14 protein-coding genes are annotated in these 16,752 nt (G+C 65.7%); 3 read left to right on the forward strand and 11 right to left on the reverse strand.

Going from position 1 to position 16,752, the window contains the following annotated elements; translation table 11 throughout:
* Positions 1 to 264: 264 nt before the first annotated feature.
* The 3 genes from ASB57_RS18655 to tkt all read right to left on the reverse strand — a co-directional run bounded on the left by ASB57_RS18655 (position 265) and on the right by tkt (position 4,648).
* Positions 265 to 1,461 (reverse strand): phosphoglycerate kinase, encoded by a 1,197-nt coding sequence (locus tag ASB57_RS18655; protein WP_057653580.1) that lies wholly within the window; start codon positions 1,459 to 1,461, stop codon positions 265 to 267.
* A gap of 113 nt (positions 1,462 to 1,574) precedes the next feature.
* The gene (gene gap, locus ASB57_RS18660; protein WP_057653581.1) at positions 1,575 to 2,585 is read right to left on the reverse strand and encodes a type I glyceraldehyde-3-phosphate dehydrogenase; all 1,011 of its coding nucleotides are present in this window, start codon (positions 2,583 to 2,585) and stop codon (positions 1,575 to 1,577) included.
* A 14-nt stretch (positions 2,586 to 2,599) separates the two neighbouring features.
* Positions 2,600 to 4,648: a transketolase gene (tkt, locus tag ASB57_RS18665; protein WP_057653582.1), complete on the reverse strand. Its 2,049-nt coding sequence runs from the start codon at positions 4,646 to 4,648 to the stop codon at positions 2,600 to 2,602.
* Between the two features lie 208 nt (positions 4,649 to 4,856).
* Between tkt and ASB57_RS18670 the strand changes: the two genes are divergently transcribed.
* A complete protein-coding gene (locus ASB57_RS18670) occupies positions 4,857 to 5,591 on the forward strand; it encodes a 16S rRNA (uracil(1498)-N(3))-methyltransferase (RefSeq protein WP_057656257.1) in 735 nt (244 codons plus the stop codon).
* A gap of 40 nt (positions 5,592 to 5,631) precedes the next feature.
* Here ASB57_RS18670 and ASB57_RS18675 read toward each other — a convergent pair whose 3' ends face one another.
* The 3 genes from ASB57_RS18675 to ASB57_RS18685 form a co-directional block, all read right to left on the reverse strand.
* Positions 5,632 to 6,099: a barstar family protein gene (locus ASB57_RS18675; protein ID WP_057653583.1), complete on the reverse strand. Its 468-nt coding sequence runs from the start codon at positions 6,097 to 6,099 to the stop codon at positions 5,632 to 5,634.
* Between the two features lie 332 nt (positions 6,100 to 6,431).
* Positions 6,432 to 8,732: an NADP-dependent malic enzyme gene (locus ASB57_RS18680; protein ID WP_057653584.1), complete on the reverse strand. Its 2,301-nt coding sequence runs from the start codon at positions 8,730 to 8,732 to the stop codon at positions 6,432 to 6,434.
* A 135-nt stretch (positions 8,733 to 8,867) separates the two neighbouring features.
* Positions 8,868 to 9,845, reverse strand: a complete 978-nt coding sequence (locus ASB57_RS18685; RefSeq protein WP_057653585.1) for a hypothetical protein — start codon at positions 9,843 to 9,845, stop codon at positions 8,868 to 8,870.
* 311 nt (positions 9,846 to 10,156) lie between these two features.
* Between ASB57_RS18685 and ASB57_RS18690 the strand changes: the two genes are divergently transcribed.
* Positions 10,157 to 11,335 (forward strand): pyridoxal phosphate-dependent aminotransferase, encoded by a 1,179-nt coding sequence (locus ASB57_RS18690; RefSeq protein WP_057653586.1) that lies wholly within the window; start codon positions 10,157 to 10,159, stop codon positions 11,333 to 11,335.
* A gap of 102 nt (positions 11,336 to 11,437) precedes the next feature.
* Here ASB57_RS18690 and ASB57_RS18695 read toward each other — a convergent pair whose 3' ends face one another.
* Positions 11,438 to 12,280 (reverse strand): lytic transglycosylase domain-containing protein, encoded by an 843-nt coding sequence (locus ASB57_RS18695; protein WP_057653587.1) that lies wholly within the window; start codon positions 12,278 to 12,280, stop codon positions 11,438 to 11,440.
* A 133-nt stretch (positions 12,281 to 12,413) separates the two neighbouring features.
* Here ASB57_RS18695 and ASB57_RS18700 point away from each other — a divergent pair, with 133 nt between their 5' ends.
* A complete protein-coding gene (locus ASB57_RS18700) occupies positions 12,414 to 13,958 on the forward strand; it encodes a UbiD family decarboxylase (protein WP_057653588.1) in 1,545 nt (514 codons plus the stop codon).
* Between the two features lie 306 nt (positions 13,959 to 14,264).
* Here the strand turns inward: ASB57_RS18700 and ASB57_RS18705 are convergent, their stop codons facing one another.
* From ASB57_RS18705 to ASB57_RS18720, 4 genes are all read right to left on the reverse strand, one after another.
* On the reverse strand, positions 14,265 to 14,720 hold the full coding sequence (locus ASB57_RS18705; RefSeq protein ID WP_057653589.1) for a hypothetical protein: 456 nt from the start codon (positions 14,718 to 14,720) through the stop codon (positions 14,265 to 14,267).
* 1 nt (position 14,721) lies between these two features.
* Entirely contained in the window at positions 14,722 to 15,174 is a 453-nt protein-coding gene (locus tag ASB57_RS18710) for a phage holin family protein (RefSeq protein WP_057653590.1), read from the reverse strand.
* A gap of 125 nt (positions 15,175 to 15,299) precedes the next feature.
* Entirely contained in the window at positions 15,300 to 15,617 is a 318-nt protein-coding gene (locus ASB57_RS18715; RefSeq protein ID WP_057653591.1) for a YqjD family protein, read from the reverse strand.
* 181 nt (positions 15,618 to 15,798) lie between these two features.
* On the reverse strand, positions 15,799 to 16,485 hold the full coding sequence (locus ASB57_RS18720) for a hypothetical protein (protein WP_082622030.1): 687 nt from the start codon (positions 16,483 to 16,485) through the stop codon (positions 15,799 to 15,801).
* Positions 16,486 to 16,752: the final 267 nt, after the last annotated feature.

Genomic DNA, 16,752 nt, shown 5'->3' on the forward strand with positions numbered 1-16,752 from the left:
AGCGCGCTGCGCGCGCCTCCCTCAAAGGGCGGCACTGGCGGACCGGAGGGAAAGCCCACCCCAACGCGCTGCGCGCGCCCCCCTCAAGGGGCGGCACTGGCGGACCGGCAAAGCCGGCTCCGCTGTGCCCCAGCTACAAAAATGAGGCCTGTGCATTGCACAGGCCTCATTTATTTTGCTCCGAGCGGCCCGAAGGGCCGCGCGGAGCCCTGGGGCAGGCAGCCAGCCAGCCAATCGGCCAGCCTGGCAAGCTGGGCCAAACGCCTAGCCAGCCCGTTGCTGCAGCACCTCAACCGCCGGCAAGGTCTTGCCTTCCAGGAACTCCAGGAAAGCCCCGCCGCCAGTGGAGATGTAGCCCACTTTGTCGGTGATGCCGAACTTGGCGATGGCCGCCAAGGTATCCCCGCCGCCGGCGATCGAGAACGCGGACGAATCGGCGATGGCGTGGGCAATGACCTCGGTGCCCTTCGCGAACTGCTCGAATTCGAACACGCCAACAGGACCGTTCCACACGATGGTGCCAGCCTTCTTCAAAATGTCGGCCAGCGCCTGCGCGCTCTGCGGACCGATATCCAGCACCATGTCATCGTCGGCAATCGCATCGGCCGCCTTCACGGTGGCTTCAGCATCGGCGCCAAAGGACTTCGCGCACACCACGTCGGTGGGTATCGGCACGGCCGCGCCCCGCTTGCCCATGGCATCGATCACCGCGACCGCTTCCTGCACCTGATCCGCTTCCGCCAGCGACTTGCCGATGGACTTGCCATCCGCCAGCAGGAACGTATTGGCGATCCCGCCACCGACCACCAGCTGATCCACCTTGGCCGCCAGCGACTGCAAAATGCTCAGCTTGGTCGACACCTTGGAACCCCCGACAATCGCCACCAGCGGGCGCTTGGGCTCATGCAACGCACGGCCCAGGGCATCCAGCTCGGCCGCCAGCAGCGGACCCGCGCAGGCCACGGCCGCGAACCTGGCGATGCCATGCGTCGTGGCTTCCGCGCGGTGCGCGGTGCCGAACGCATCGTTCACGTACACATCGCAAAGCGCCGCCATCTTGCGCGACAACGCTTCGTCATTCTTCTTCTCGCCGACATTGACGCGGCAGTTCTCCAGCAGCACCACCTGGCCAGGCGCGACGTTCACGCCGTTCTCGACCCAGTTCTGCACCAGCGGCACGTCCTGCCCCAGCAACTCGGCCAGGCGCTTGCCCACCGGGGCCAGCGTGTCTTCCGGCGTCAGCACGCCTTCCTTGGGCCGGCCCAGGTGCGACGTGACCATGACGGCCGCGCCGGCCTGCAGGGCCAGCTTGATGCCCGGCACCGACGCGCGGATGCGCGTGTCCTCGCTGATGTTGCCGTTATCGTCGAAGGGGACGTTGAAGTCGGCGCGGATAAAGACGCGCTTGCCTTTGAGCGCGCCGGACTCGGCCAGCGCGGATAGCGTATTCACCTTGGACATGGACTGCTTCTCCTCTGGGGTACAGCGCCCCATAAGACAAAGGGGACAGCGTGTCCCCTTCGTATCGTTCTAGGTTGCCGGCGCCCGGTCCCCACCAGGCCGCCGGCGGCGCATTACTTCGCCTGCATCAGCGCCACGGTGGTGTCCAGCATGCGGTTGCTGAAGCCCCACTCGTTGTCGTACCAGGACGAAACCTTGACCAGCGTGCCCGTGACCTTGGTCAACGTGGCGTCGAACGTGCTGGAGGCCGGGTTGTGGTTGAAGTCCACCGAAACCAGCGGCTCGGTGTTGTAGTCCAGGATGCCCTTGAGCGAACCTTCCGACGCCTTCTTCAGGATGGCGTTGACTTCCTCGACCGTGGTTTCGCGCTTGGCGATGAACGACAGGTCGACCAGCGACACATTGATGGTCGGCACGCGGATGGCGAAACCGTCCAGCTTGCCATTCAGCTCGGGCAGCACCAGGCCCACCGCGGCGGCAGCGCCGGTCTTGGTGGGGATCATGCTCATGGTGGCCGAACGGGCGCGACGCAGGTCTTCGTGATAGACGTCGGTCAGCACCTGGTCGTTGGTGTAGGAGTGGATGGTGGTCATCAGACCCGACACCACGCCCAGCTCGTCGTGCAGCGGCTTGACCAGGGGGGCCAGGCAGTTGGTGGTGCACGAAGCGTTGGAGATGACCGTGTCGCTGGCCTTCAGCACGTTGTGATTGACGCCGTAGACGATGGTGGCGTCGACATCCTTGCCGCCAGGCGCGGAGATGATGACTTTCTTGGCACCGCCCTTCAGGTGGGCGCCGGCCTTTTCCTTGGTGGTGAAGAAGCCGGTGCATTCCATCACGACGTCGACCTTCAGCTCGCCCCAGGGCAGTTCAGCCGGGTTGCGATTGGCCAGCACGCGGATGCGATCGCCATTGACCACCATGTATTCACCGTCGACCTCGACCTTGCCGGGGAACGGGCCATGGGCCGTGTCGTAGCGGGTCAGGTGGGCGTTGGTCTTGGGATCGCCCAAATCGTTGATGGCAACGATTTCGATGTCGTGCTTCTTGCCGCTTTCGTAGTGAGCACGCAGGACGTTGCGGCCGATACGGCCATAGCCATTGATGGCAACACGGATGGTCATGTCTGGATCTCCTTTTACAAAACTTGTTTGACGGCCTCGGCTACCTTCTCCGCGGTCAGTCCGAAATATTTGAACAGCTCGCCGGCCGGGGCCGATTCGCCGTAACGGTCGATGCCGACCACGGCGCCTTCCAGGCCGACATATTTGTGCCACAGGCCGGTGGTGCCGGCCTCGACGGCGACGCGCGGCAGGCCCTTGGGCAGCACGCTGGCGCGCCATTCGGCGTCCTGCTTGTCGAAGACGTTGGTGTTGGGCATGGAGACCACGCGCACCGCCACGCCGTCCTTGGCCAGCGCTTCCTGCGCGGCCAGCGCCAGGCCCACTTCCGAGCCGGTGGCGATGATGACGGCGCGCGCTTCGGCCGCGTCGCGCAGCACGTAGCCGCCGCGCGCGATGGCCGCGGTGGTGGCCGCGTCACGGGGCACGAAAGCCAGGTTCTGGCGCGACAACAGCAAGGCGCTGGGGCCGCCGTCATGCACGTCCATGCCGATGCTGGTGGGACGCGAAACCGATTCGATCCAGGCCACCGCGGTTTCGGTGGTGTCGCAAGGACGCCAGACCGACAGGTTGGGGATCAGGCGCAGGCTGTTGGCGTGCTCGATCGACTGGTGGGTGGGACCGTCTTCGCCCAGGCCGATGGAGTCGTGGGTGAACACGTGGACCACGCGCTGCTTCATCAGGGCAGCCATGCGGATGCCGTTGCGCGAGTAGTCGGAGAAGGTCAGGAAGGTGCCGCCGAAAGGCAGGTAGCCGCCGTGCAGCGCGATGCCGTTCATGATCGCGGCCATGCCGAATTCGCGCACGCCGTAATTGATGTGGCGGCCGAACTGGATGCCGTTCTCGCCACCGGCGCGCACCGGTGCAACGCCCTTCCAGTCGGTGTAGTTGGAGCCCGTCAGGTCGGCCGAGCCGCCCAGCAGTTCCGGCAGCGCCTGCGCCAGCGCGGCGATGGCGTATTGCGAGGCCTTGCGGGTGGCGACGGTTTCGGCTTTTTCTTCGGTCGCGGCCAGATAGGCCTGGGCCTTCTCGGCGAAGTCGGCCGGCAGGTCGCCCTTCATGCGGCGCTTGAATTCCTTGGCTTCAGCCGGGAACTGCGCGGTATAGGTATCGAAGCGCTGCTGCCATTCCGCCTGCAGCTTTTCACCGCGCGGACGGCCGTCCCAGCCGGCGTAGACGTCGGCGGGCACTTCGAAAGGCGGGTAGTTCCAGTTCAGGGCCGCACGGGTGGCGGCGATTTCGTCCTTGCCCAGCGGGGCGCCGTGGACGTTGTGCGTGCCCTGCATCGTGGGCGCGCCCTTGCCGATGACGGTGCGGCAGATGATCAGCGTGGGGCCGCCATGGCTGGCCGCGTGGCCGTGGGCCTGGCGGATGGCCGCGTCGACCGCGCCGGCGTCGTGGCCGTCGATGGCGCCGATGACGTTCCAGCCGTAGCCTTCGAAACGCTTGGCGGTGTCGTCGCCGAACCAGGCGTCGACGTGGCCATCGATGGAGATGCCGTTGGCGTCATAGAAGACGATCAGCTTGGACAGCTTGAGCGTGCCCGCCAGGGAGCAGGCTTCGTGCGAGATGCCTTCCATCAGGCAGCCGTCGCCGACGAACGCGTACGTGTAGTGGTCGACGATGGCATGGCCCGGGCGGTTGAATTCCGCCGCCAGCAGGGCTTCGGCCAGTGCCATGCCCACCGCGTTGGTCACGCCTTGGCCCAGGGGGCCGGTGGTGGTTTCCACGCCCGGGGTGATGCCCACTTCCGGGTGGCCCGGGGTGCGCGAATGCAGCTGGCGGAAATTCTTCAGTTCTTCGATCGGCAGGTCGTAGCCGCTCAGATGCAACAAAGCGTACAGCAGCATCGAGCCGTGGCCGTTCGACAGCACGAAGCGGTCGCGGTCAGCCCAGGTGGGATCGGTGGGGTTGTGGCGCAGATGGCCGGTCCACAGGGCTTGGGCGATTTCCGCCATTCCCATCGGAGCCCCCGGGTGTCCGGAGTTGGCCTGTTGCACGGCGTCCATCGCCAAAGCGCGGATCGCATCCGCCAAGGAAGGTTGACGGGCTGTCGGATTGCTCATTCGTGAGGGCTCTCTCGCCGGCCGCAACGTAACAACGAGCCGGTAGGGTTGCAAAAGCTCAAGATTTTAGCACCGCGGGATTACCCGGCTTGGACCGGCGATTTGGCCCCTGGGCGGCAGGCCGGCACGGCCGGTTGCCGATGAGTAGATGGTCGGGGAAGAATGCAGTCAAAATAGCGTGTTCGCAGCCCGTTTGTTATCCACCATCATGCCTATACCGCGTTTTTTCGTCGATCTGCCGCTTGCGCCCAACAGCCGCCTGGCGCTGCCGGAGGCCGCCGCGCACCATGCCGTGCGCGTGCTGCGCCTGCGCGACGGCGAGACCTTGTCCCTGTTCAATGGCCAGGGCGGCGAGTTTCCCGGGGTGTTGCAGGTGGACGGCCGCGCGGCCGCGGTCGAACTGGGCGCCCAGGATCCGCGTGAAGCCGAATTGGCCGGCGCGATCACCTTGGTGCAGGGCCTGCCGTCCGGCGACAAGATGGACTGGATCGTGGAAAAAGCCGTGGAACTGGGCGTGCATGCCATCGTGCCGATCGCCGCCCGGCGCAGCGTGCTGCAATTGAGCGGCGCGCGCCAGGACAAGCGCCTGGCCCACTGGCGCCGCATCGCCGTATCGGCCAGCGAACAATGCGGCCGCAACCGTCTGCTGCACGTGGCCGAACCGGTCACCTTGGAACAGTGGCTGGCGCAACCCTCGACGGGTTTGCGCGTGCTGTGCCACCCCGAAGGCGGCATGCCGTATACGGACGCCTTGCGCGCGGCCGACACGCTGCGTGAACTGGCCTTGCTGGTGGGACCTGAAGGCGGCTGGGACGAAGGAGAACTGGCGGCGGCGCGGCGCGCCGGTACGCAAGCGGTCACGTTCGGTCCGCGCATCCTGCGCACGGAAACCGCGGGCCTGGCGCTGGCCGCCGCGGCGGCGGCCACGTTGAACTGGGTATAGGGACGCGCCCGCAAACGTTAGTGGGACGCGCCGACAGGCGTCAGTCGCCTTCGCCGTAAGGCGCGGCCGCGACGCCTGGCTCGGCCATCGGGTGCGCGCCGGCGTGCTCGATCACGTAGGCGAACAGGCGGCCGTTTTCGCGCGCGAATTCGGCCGCGTCGCCGCATACGGTTTCGATGCGGCCGGCGTCTTCCTCCAGCACCGGATCGCCCGAATGCAGCTTCTGCAGGTACAAGACCACGCCGACCTTCTGGTCCAGCAAGGTGTCGCACAGGCAATCGTAGAGCGCGTCGAAATTACCGCCGAAATACATGGGGAAATCGACTGCCTTGGCGATGGCGCGCAAGACCGCGGAGCGGCTGCGGGCACGATCGCAATCGGCGACAAACACGGCAGCGCCCATCCCGCGAGCGGCGTCAGCCAGCCCCGCCGAGTCCGCTGACGTGGGATCCAAAGCGCCACCGCGCTGCAACTGCCGCTGCAAAGCGGACTGACCGGAATTGGCCATGCGGGGACCTCCTGGTAATACGCCCACCTGTCAACACAGGCACCGGGCTTTAACGCTGCATCGTATCGGCATATGCCGGCTCAATCAATCGTTCGCACATGATGTGCGTCCCACCAAGGAAATCAGCGAACATCACACCCGCGCAACACGCAACGGACAATACACTGAGTTCGCCCAAAAAACCAAAAGACCTTGTCGCCGAATAGTGACATTGCGTGGCAAACACCACAGTGCCGGTTCCGCGGCGGGCGCCAACGCAAACGGCGTGCCATGGCACGCCGTTCGGAAGTCGCAGACACCGGTCCATGTTGCCACGGAGCCGGTGTTGCCGGTCAGACTGTCTTGATCGTGCGACTATTCGCGTCGACCACGGTCAGCGCCGTCATGTTGACGATACGACGCACCGTCGAACTGGACGTCAGGATATGCACGGCCGCATTGGCGCCCAACAGGAACGGGCCCACCGCGACGTTGCCACCGGCGGTGGTCTTGAGCAGGTTGTAGGCGATGTTGCCGGAATCGACGTTGGGACATACCAACAGATTGGCGATGCCCTTGAGCGTGGACGACGGCAGGATGCGCATGCGCAGTTCTTCGTCGAGCGCGCAGTCGCCGTGCATCTCGCCATCGATCTCGATGTCAGGCGCGCGTTCACGCACCAGACGCAGCGCTTCGCGCATCTTGGCGCCTGACGACGAACTGCCCGAACCGAAGTTCGAACGGGACAGCAAGGCCACCTTGGGCGCCAGATTCATACGCTCCATTTCGGCCGCGGCGGCGATGGTGTATTCGGCGATCTGCTCGGCGCTGGGTTCATCGTTGATGTGCGTGTCCACCAGCACCACGGTGCGCTCGGCCAGCAGCAGGATGCTCATGGCCGCATAGGTCTGGGCGCCCGGTTTCTTGCCGATCACTTCGTCGACCAGGCGCAGGTGGTCGGCGTAAGCGCCCACCGTGCCGCAGATCATGCCGTCGGCATCGCCCAGGTGCACCATCATGGCGCCGATCAGGGTCAGGCGGCGGCGCATTTCGACGCGCGCCATTTCCTTGCTGATGCCCCGCCGGCACATGATTTCCCAGTACGTCGTCCAGTAGCGATGAAAGCGTTCATCGTATTCCGGGTTGGTGACTTCGATGTCCTGGCCCAGGCGCAGACGCAGGCCCAGCTTTTCGATGCGCGCGGCCAGCACGGCCGGGCGCCCCACCAGAATGGGACGGGCCAGGCCTTCGTCGACCACCACCTGCACCGCGCGCAGGACGCGTTCGTCCTCGCCTTCGGAGAAGACGATGCGCACCTTGCCGCCGTCGCGCACGTATTGTTTGGCCGCCGCGAACTGCGGCTTCATGAACGCGCCCGAGTGATAGACGAACTGCTGCAGCTGGGCGACATAGGCGTCCATGTCCGTCAGCGGGCGGGTAGCCACGCCTTCTTCCATGGCGGCCTTGGCCACGGCCGGCGCGATGCGCACGATCAGGCGGGGATCGAAAGGCTTGGGAATGAAGTATTCAGCGCCGAAGCACAAGTCGTAGGTGCCATAGGCCGCGGCCACCACTTCGCTCTGTTCTTCCTGCGCCAGCGCGGCGATGGCGTGCACCGCCGCCTTTTCCATGCCACGCGTGATGGTGGTGGCGCCCACGTCCAGGGCGCCGCGGAAGATGTAGGGGAAGCACAGCACGTTGTTGACCTGGTTCGGATAGTCCGAACGGCCGGTGGCCATCACGGCGTCGTCGCGCACGCTCTTGACCACTTCGGGCAGCACTTCCGGCGTGGGGTTGGCCAGGGCCAGGATCAGCGGCCTGGCCGCCATCTTGGCGACCATGTCGGCTTTCAGCACGCCGCCGGCCGACAGGCCCAGGAAGACGTCGGCGCCTTCGATCACCTCACCCAGCTTGCGCAGGTCGGTCTTGCGGGCGAAGCGTTCCTTGTCCGGATCCATCAGCACGGTGCGGCCTTCGTAGACCACGCCTTCGATGTCGGTGACCCAGATGTTTTCCAGGGGCAGGCCCAGGTCGACCATCAGGTCCAGGCAGGCCAGCGCGGCCGCGCCGGCGCCGGACGCCACGACCTTGACCTTGTCGATGTCCTTGCCGACCACTTTCAGGCCGTTGATGAAGGCGGCGCTGACGGTGATGGCGGTGCCATGCTGGTCGTCATGGAAGACGGGGATCTTCATGCGCTCGCGCAGCTGGCGCTCCACCGTGAAGCATTCCGGGGCCTTGATGTCTTCCAGATTGATGCCGCCGAAGGTGGCTTCCAGGCCGGCGATGATGGTGACCAGCTTGTCGGGATCGGTTTCGTTGATCTCGATGTCGAAGACGTCGATGCCGGCGAATTTCTTGAACAGGACGGCCTTGCCTTCCATGACCGGCTTGGAGGCCAGCGCGCCGATATTGCCCAGGCCCAGCACGGCGGTGCCGTTGGTGATGACGCCGACCAGGTTGCCGCGGCTGGTGTAGCGGACGGCGTTGACCGGGTCCGCGACGATTTCCTCACAGGCTGCCGCCACGCCGGGCGTATAGGCCAGCGCGAGGTCGCGTTGGTTGGTCAGTTGCTTGGTGGGCGTTACCGAAACTTTGCCGGGGCGGCCCTGCTCGTGATATTCGAGCGCGGCCTTGCGTAAATTGGCGTCCATGATCGCTTTCAGGGTGGAAAAACTGGCTGCAATGTTACTCCTTGCTTGCAGAATTCCACTCAAAATGTGTCAGGCAGAGCACACCCGCGCTTGCGGCAGATCAGGGAAACCTGGGTTGCTGGCCCTTGTCATCCACTACGGCACGGGGGCATCCGGGTACATGCCGGCCGGGTCGAAGGCGTCCTTGATGTAGGCGTCCAGCGCCCTTGCGTCGGCGGTATACGGGCTCGTTTCCGCGCTGTCCTGGGATGCGTCGCCGCCGCCGCCCGCTGAGGCCGGCAGGGGCGTCGCGGAGGGGTCGGGCGCGCCTATGCCGGCGGCGCCGCCGGTGGCGGGCGGCGTGGCTTGCAGCACGGCGCTTTCCAGCCACGCCAGGGCGCCCTCGTGGCCGGCCAGCAGGCCGGCCAGGTTGGCTTCGGCGGGCGGCGGCGGGGTCAGGGCGTCGAGCCGGTAGCGGGCGAGCCAGGCGGCCTGCGCCCGGCAGCGCTCTGCGTTGGCGCGCGTGGACAAGGTGTACAGGGCCGGAATCAAGGCCTGTCCCGTCCCGCTGCGCAGGGGCACGCCGCCACTGGCGCCAAAGGGTCCCAGCGTCTCCAGCGCGCCGTCGGCCAGCATCACATCCGCACTGATCAGCCCGGGCGGGCAGGCCAGGCCCGGCCCTGTTGCCGCATAGGCGCGGCTGGCCAGCCAGGCAGCCACCGTCATCTCACCCGGCAGCCCCGCGAACTGCTCCAGCCCCGCCTGCGCCAGCGTTGCCATCGTCACACCCGGCCCGGCCCGCCACCGCGATCCCATGGCCATGGCCGCGGCCGCGGCGGGCGGCTCGGGTGCGACTGAGGTGGCCGCGGGCGCGACGGGGCCAGCCGCGGGCGCGGCAGTCGACGGCAGTCCATCGTCCAGGCGTCGCAAGCTGTTCAAGGAACGTGGGTCCACCCACAGGCAAAGGCGCCCGGGCGCCTCCCCACGCGTCTCCGCCAGGGCCATCACCACGCCGTACTCAGCGCACAACTCGCGGGCCACCCGAACGTCGACGGCCGACGCCGGCCGCCACCAGGCGGCACTGCCCGGGGCCGCGCCCGAGGCGGCATCGCCCGCCCCGCCTGCGGGTTCCACCCGCAACTCCCCCTCGCAGCTACGGCGCAAGCGTCGTAAAAAAGCCGCCCAGGGCGTCTCCGGTGGTCGTCGACCTAATAAAAATGCGCGGCGATTGCTCTCCATGCGACTACAATCCCTCCATTGGCTCAGGTTTAGGTGTTTTTTTCACCGTAGCGCAGATTTTTGATTTTTCTTTCTCGCGCGACCAAAAAAACCCCGTCCAGCTTCTGCCTACGCCCCCGCTCCCCCTGGAGCCCGGGCCACCCACCAAGACGCCCGGCATGCATCCACGCCCCGGCGCCCCAACTGCTTCCTGCTTCGAGATCACCATGCCACGCCTTGCCTCCCGCACTCAAGACTTCCTCACCTTCCAAGTGGTCGAGCTCTTCAAGCAGGCGCAGGCACTCCAGGCCAGCGGCCGCGACATCATCAGCCTGGGTATCGGCGAACCGGACTTTACCGCGCCCCCCCAGGTGGTGGAAGCGCTGGACCGGGCCGCCCGCGCCGGCCTCAGCGGCTATAGCGCGCCCGCCGGCATCTCGGCCCTGCGCGAAGCCATCGCCCATTATTACGAAACGGAATTCGGCGCCCGCGTCGATCCCTCCCGCGTGATCGTCACCAACGGCGCGTCGGGTGCCCTGGCGCTGGCCTGCGCGGCGCTGGTCAACCCGGGCGCCGAGGTCATGATGCCCGACCCCTCCTACCCGGCCAACAGCAACTTCGTGCTGGCCAGCGGCGGGCGGCCGCAACTGGTGCCCAGCACCGCGGCCAAGCGCTACCAGCTGTCGGCGCAGGACGTGCGCGACAACTGGTCGGCGCGCACCCAGGGCGTGCTGATCGCCTCGCCCAGCAATCCCACCGGCACCTCGGTGGCGCCGGCCGAGCTCACCGAGTTGCTGCGCGAAGTGCGCGAGCGCGACGGCTTTACCCTGATGGACGAAATCTACCTGGGCCTGTCCTATGAGCACGCGCCCCGGTCGGCGTTGACGCTGGACGACGACATCTTCGTCATCAACAGCTTCTCCAAATACTTCACGATGACCGGCTGGCGCCTGGGCTGGCTGATCGTGCCGCAGAACCTGGTAGGCGTGGTCGAGAAAATGGCCGCCAGCCTGCACATCTGCGCGCCGACCCTGGCTCAGCACGCGGCCCTGGCCTGCTTCCAGGCCGATACGCTGAAGGTCTACCAGCAGCGCCGCGAGGCCTTCCGCCAGCGCCGCGATTTCATGCTGCAGGCTTTCGCCGGCATGGACCTGTCGGTGCCGGTCAAGCCGGACGGTGCTTTCTATATTTATGCGGATCTGGCCAATCAGGGCGTGGACAGCGCCACGTTCTCGCATCGCCTGCTGCACGAGTTCGGCGTGGCCGCCGTGCCGGGACTGGACTTCGGCCCGGCCCACGGGCATCACACGATGCGATTCGCCTACACCACCGGCCTTGATCGGCTGGAGGAAGCGGCCACGCGCATCGGCGCGTTCCTGGAAACGCTGCGCGAACCGGCGCTGTAAAAACAAGAAAAGGCCCCTCAGAAAATCCTGAGGGGCCTTTTTCCTGGACGGGCTCGTCCGATCAAGCGCCAGGGGCTGGCAGCGCCCCGGCATCAAACCGCATCAATCCCGCGCCAAGGGAATCCCGGACGACACCGCCAGGCGGCGGCGCTCGGCCAGGACCTTGTCGCCGTAGCCGCCATCGTTGGGACCGCTGGCACCCACGTAGCAAGCCAGGCCGCCCGTCACCGAACCGCGCCGGCCGATGCAATCCTTGAGGATGCCGGCACCGACCCGGATGTTGGCCACCGGATCCAGCGCGCCATTCTTGCTGCCCAAGGTGTCGAACTTGGAACGGTGCACACTGGTCATGACCTGCATCAGGCCCTGGGCGCCCACGCTGCTTTCCGCGAACGGGTTGTAGCGCGACTCGATGGCAATCACGGCCAGCAGCAGCAGAGGATCGACCTTCAGCTCGCGCCCCACCTTGTAGGCGGTATTGACCAGCACCCCGGTGGCGTCATAGGCCACCTTGTACTTGCGCGATATGTAGTTGCGCAGGGCTTCCACCTGGACACTGGTGGCGGGCGCGTCAACACGCGGCCGCACCGGGGTCGGCGGATGCAGCAAGGGCGTGAGATATCCCGTGGCATTACTGGCGGGGGTGTCGGGCACGGCCAGAGCTATGGCAGCCCCGGTATCGGCGTCCAGATCGCCCGCGAGCAGGCCGTCCTGGTCCGGAGACGCGGAAGACGGTAGAGAACTTGGCGCAAGCGCCGTCAGCAAGGCTTTGTGCACCTGTAAAGCCTGGTCGCGCAGACCGGGCAAGGCGAATCCCATACTTACCGTCACGATGACCGCAATGCCCAGGTAAACCGAGCAAATACGCAGCCATTCGGCAAGATAGCGGTGCACTCCTTGGGCCAAATGCCGAAACACGACACTGGCAGCTGACGCATCGGGCATGGTGACCTCCTGCGTGAATTGAAAGGAGGGTGATGTTAACCTTTATCGCCGGATGCGTATGTAACTAAGCCTCTAATAGGTTTGCAACTTTGCGCAATTTTACCTAACTCTCCTTCATCTTCCCGGGATTGCATTGAAATACCGAGACCTAAGAGACTTCATCGCCCAACTTGAATCGCGTGGCGACCTCAAACGTATCCAGACGGCGGTCTCGACGCGCCTGGAAATGACTGAAATCGGCGATCGCGTACTGCGCGCCGGCGGGCCGGCGCTGTTGTTCGAGAACGCGCAGCACGACGGCCGCCCTGCCGCCATGCCGGTACTGACCAATCTGTTCGGCACGCCGCAGCGGGTGGCATGGGGCATGGGCGCGGCCAACGTCGCGGCGCTGCGCGAGGTCGGCGAATTGCTGGCTTCGCTGCGCGAGCCCGAAGCGCCCAAGGGACTGCGCGATGCGTTCGCCAAGGTGTCGATGCTGAAGTCGGCGCTGTGGGACATGAGCCCCAAGACCGTGCGCGGCGCCGCCTGCCAGGAGATCGTCCTGGAAGGCAAGGATGTCGACCTGTCGCGCCTGCCGCTGCAAGCCTGCTGGCCGGGCGATGTCGCCCCCCTGCTGACCTGGGGCCTGGTGGTCACGCGCGGACCCAACGCCAAGCGCCAGAACCTCGGCATCTATCGCCAGCAGCCGATCGCGCCGAATAAATTGATCATGCGCTGGCTGTCGCATCGCGGCGGCGCGCTGGATTTCCGCGATCACGCCCAGGCCTATCCCGGCCAGCCCTTCCCCGTCGCGGTGGCCCTGGGCGCCGACCCCGCCACCATCCTGGGCGCGGTGACGCCGGTGCCGGACACCTTGTCCGAGTATCAGTTCGCCGGCCTGTTGCGCGGTTCGCGTACGGAGGTCACGCAGGCCCTGGGCAGCAAGCTGTCGGTGCCGGCCTTCGCCGAAATCGTGCTGGAAGGCCATTTGCTGCCGAACAGCGACCCGCGTGCCGTCGCGCCCGTGGTGCCCGAGGGGGTCAATCCGCCGCCGGATACCGGCTACGAGATGGCGCTGGAAGGGCCTTACGGCGACCACACCGGCTATTACAACGAGCGCGACTGGTTCCCGGTGTTCACCGTCGACCGCATCACCATGCGGCGCAATCCGATTTACCACTCGACCTATACCGGCAAGCCGCCGGACGAGCCGGCGGTTCTGGGCGTGGCGCTGAACGAAGTGTTCGTGCCGCTGCTGCGCCGCCAGTTGCCGGAGATCGTGGATTTCTACCTGCCGCCGGAAGGATGCAGTTACCGCCTGGCCGTGGTGTCCATCCGCAAGCAGTACCCGGGCCACGCCAAGCGGGTCATGTTCGGCTTATGGAGCATCCTGCGCCAGTTCATGTACACCAAGTTCATCGTGGTGGTGGACGAGGACATCGATCCGCGCGACTGGAAGGAAGTGGTGTGGGCGATGACCACGCGCATGGACCCGGTGCGCGACACCACTTTGGTCGAGCACACGCCCATCGACTATCTGGACTTCGCGTCGCCGGTATCCGGCCTGGGAGGCAAGATGGGCCTGGACGCGACCAACAAGTGGCCCGGCGAAACCACGCGCGAATGGGGCACGCCCATCGTCATGGACCAGGCGGTCAAGGATCGCGTCGATGCGATCTGGGGTGAACTCGGGCTTTAGGCTCTCACCAAAGAGCCCCCCTTTCAGTAAAAGGGCCTGCCCATCAAGGACACTGCGGAGCCGGGTCTCCCGGTCCGCTAGTGTCGCCCCCTGGGGGGCCGCGCTCCGCGCGGTAGGGGGGAGCCTCCTTTCTAGCCGGGTCTCCCGGTCCGCTAGTATCGCCCCTCTGGGGGGGCCGCGCTCCGCGCGGTAGGGGGGAGCCTCCTTTCTAGCCGGGTCTCCCGGTCCGCTAGTATCGCCCCTCTGGGGGGGCCGCGCTCCGCGCGGTAGGGGGGAGCCTCCTTTCTAGCCGGGTCTCCCGGTCCGCTAGTATCGCCCCTCTGGGGGGGCCGCGCTCCGCGCGGTAGCGGGGGAGCCCTCTTTCTCCTTCCATACGCGGAAGGCTTGCCAGCCGACCAGGGCGCCGGCCGCCAGCTTCAGGAATTTGGATTTCTTGTTGCCGCCAAGCAGCAAAGCCGATGCGCTGGACAGCACCATCGGGTAACGCCGCAACAGGGTGAATGCCTGGAAGGCGAGCTGCTTGCCCCCGGCGCCGGAAATGAGCCCACTGAGCCCACCGCCTCCGTGGCCACCCGAGCGGGAACCACCGACCAGCCCACGCAGGCTGGGGGGCAGGACACTGCGCACCATATGGGTAGGCGACAAAGCCACGCCGGCCTCGGCCAGGTTATGCACAAGCGCTTCGCGCTCGACCGCCGCCTTGGCACGCAGCAATTCCATGCGAACCGCGCGATCCACGGCGGGCGAAAGTTTATTGCTCATCTCAAACCCCCGTTCGTGTGCGATCGCGCCGGGCCTGGCGCGCCTGCTCGGCGGCCTCTTCGGCGGCTTCCTCGGCCTGCGCCGCCGCGCGCACGCGATCCAGCAGTTGCACGTCGCGGCCCAGTTCTTCCAGCGTGGCGGCGAAGGGGCCAGGCCCATGCACCAGATTGCGCCAGACGACGATCAGCAGAATCACGCCCAGGACGGCATAGCCACCCGCCAGGACACCCAAAGCCAGATGGCGCTGTTCGGTAGGCCAGAAATAGATGGCAACCAGGATGGAGAACACCAGCACGGCCAGGGTCAGAAACAGCAGCGCGGCGAAGGACAGGCCCAGCAAACGCAGCAGCCGGCCTTGTTCCAGCCGGGCTTCCAGGGTCAGCAGCTCGAAACGCGTGCGGCCCAACTCGACCAGACTGGAGGCAACACCCAGCAGGGATTTTCGAATAGCCATGGAGAATCAGGATGAGGCGGATGAAAGATGCGGGCGACGGCGCAAGCGCCGTGCCACATCTTCATTCCGCTGAAATCGGCCCGCTGACGATGGTGGCCGATCAGCGGGAAGACCAGACGAAAGGCTTAGCGGCGGCTGATCAACAGGCCGACCAGCAGGCCGACGCCGCCGGCGATGCCGATGGCCTGCCAGGGATTGTCATGCACGTAGTCGTCCGTGGCGCGAGCGGCCTTGCGGCTGCGTTCCAGCACGGCGTCTTGCACGTCATAGAGCGTTTCGCGCGTGCGCTTGAGCGTGGCCAGCGCGCGTTCACGCAACTCGGCGGCCTTGTCACCGGTGGTGGACGCCGCTTCGCGCAGCAGGTCTTCGGCGTCGTTCAAGCTGGTCTTGACGTTGTCGATCAGGGTTTCCTTGACGGCTTCCGGGGATTTTCTCGCGTTCATAGTTCGCTCCTTGCGTTACGTGTCCAAGACCGTTTGATGATACCAGCAGAAATTGCCCCCCCGTACCGCGCGGAGCGCGGCCCCCCAGGGGGCGAAACCGGCGGACTGGCAAAGCCAGCTCCGCGATTTCCCCGATGGAATCTAGTTCTTACCATGTGCCTCTACTTGATACCATGAGCCTCTACTTGAGTTGCGTGATCTCCACCGTGGATTTGACGCCCTGCTGGTCGATGTCCTGCTTCATCACCAGGTTGACCGCCGGGCAGTACCAATCGGTGACGGTGGAATTGATGCCGGGGATGGGGATGGTCAAGCGATTGAACGTGGCCATGGTGGGATCGGAATTGCGTGTGTAGCTGACCGGGAAGCAACTTTCCTTGCCCAGCGCGGTGTCCAGCGCCTGCTTGGCGCCCACGGTCTTCTGACCGATGTGCACGGTGGTGGTGGGCGTGCCGCCGACCGGCGCTTCCTTGCCGATACGCAACTTGAAATTCGACCCCGGCAATTTCTGGCCGGCATTGAGCTTGCCGTCATAAGCGAACAACCCCAGCATGCGCAGGTCAAACTGGCCTTCGCCGCTGGGCTTTTCCCCCGCGTTCTCATACTTCACGAAAGTCGCCTGGCCGGCCTTGACCGTCATCAAGTAATCCAGCTTGGATTTGCCGGGTGGCAAACCGGCATAGGAGAACGTGGCCACGCCGTTGACGCGGGCGCGGCAGTTGTCGCCGTTGCTTTTGTTGACTTCGCTGAAGGCCAGATCCGCGCCCAGCGCCAGGTTGCCCTTGCCCGTCAGTTGCACCGCGCCGCCGTCGTGCATGAAGGCCGCGTCGCAGACACCGGCCTGCGCGGCGCCAGCGCCCAGGGACATGGCCAGGGCGGCAACCGCCAGAATCTTGGAATCAGAAAACACTGTGGAAACCCCGCTATACGCTAAGAAGCATGGCCGATACTACACTGTCCGGCTTTGCATCTGACCCGCCAGGGGGCCAGGAAGTTTTATTCCGTCTTTCTATGGTTTTTGCGATTTTTATACATTTCAATAATATGGAAATGCCCGCTTGTTCGTTCGCCCCGGGCCGGCGGCAAACTTAGAATGCAAGACGCGCGCGACCTGCGCGTGTGCGAATGGCGGCGA

It is taken from the genome of Bordetella sp. N (assembly GCF_001433395.1).
In the GTDB taxonomy this organism is placed as follows: Bacteria; Pseudomonadota; Gammaproteobacteria; order Burkholderiales; family Burkholderiaceae_B; genus Bordetella_C.

Excerpts from the sequence above, each read along its gene's own strand:
- ASB57_RS18655 (WP_057653580.1), bottom strand. The coding sequence starts at position 1,461 with ATGTCCAAGGTGAATACGCTATCCGCGCTGGCCGAGTCCGGCGCGCTC.
- gap (WP_057653581.1), bottom strand. The coding sequence starts at position 2,585 with ATGACCATCCGTGTTGCCATCAATGGCTATGGCCGTATCGGCCGCAAC.
- tkt (WP_057653582.1), bottom strand. The coding sequence starts at position 4,648 with ATGAGCAATCCGACAGCCCGTCAACCTTCCTTGGCGGATGCGATCCGC.
- ASB57_RS18670 (WP_057656257.1), top strand. The coding sequence starts at position 4,857 with ATGCCTATACCGCGTTTTTTCGTCGATCTGCCGCTTGCGCCCAACAGC.
- ASB57_RS18675 (WP_057653583.1), bottom strand. The coding sequence starts at position 6,099 with ATGGCCAATTCCGGTCAGTCCGCTTTGCAGCGGCAGTTGCAGCGCGGT.
- ASB57_RS18680 (WP_057653584.1), bottom strand. The coding sequence starts at position 8,732 with ATGGACGCCAATTTACGCAAGGCCGCGCTCGAATATCACGAGCAGGGC.
- ASB57_RS18690 (WP_057653586.1), top strand. The coding sequence starts at position 10,157 with ATGCCACGCCTTGCCTCCCGCACTCAAGACTTCCTCACCTTCCAAGTG.
- ASB57_RS18695 (WP_057653587.1), bottom strand. The coding sequence starts at position 12,280 with ATGCCCGATGCGTCAGCTGCCAGTGTCGTGTTTCGGCATTTGGCCCAA.
- ASB57_RS18705 (WP_057653589.1), bottom strand. The coding sequence starts at position 14,720 with ATGAGCAATAAACTTTCGCCCGCCGTGGATCGCGCGGTTCGCATGGAA.
- ASB57_RS18710 (WP_057653590.1), bottom strand. The coding sequence starts at position 15,174 with ATGGCTATTCGAAAATCCCTGCTGGGTGTTGCCTCCAGTCTGGTCGAG.
- ASB57_RS18715 (WP_057653591.1), bottom strand. The coding sequence starts at position 15,617 with ATGAACGCGAGAAAATCCCCGGAAGCCGTCAAGGAAACCCTGATCGAC.
- ASB57_RS18720 (WP_082622030.1), bottom strand. The coding sequence starts at position 16,485 with ATGTCCCTGGGCGCTGGCGCCGCGCAGGCCGGTGTCTGCGACGCGGCC.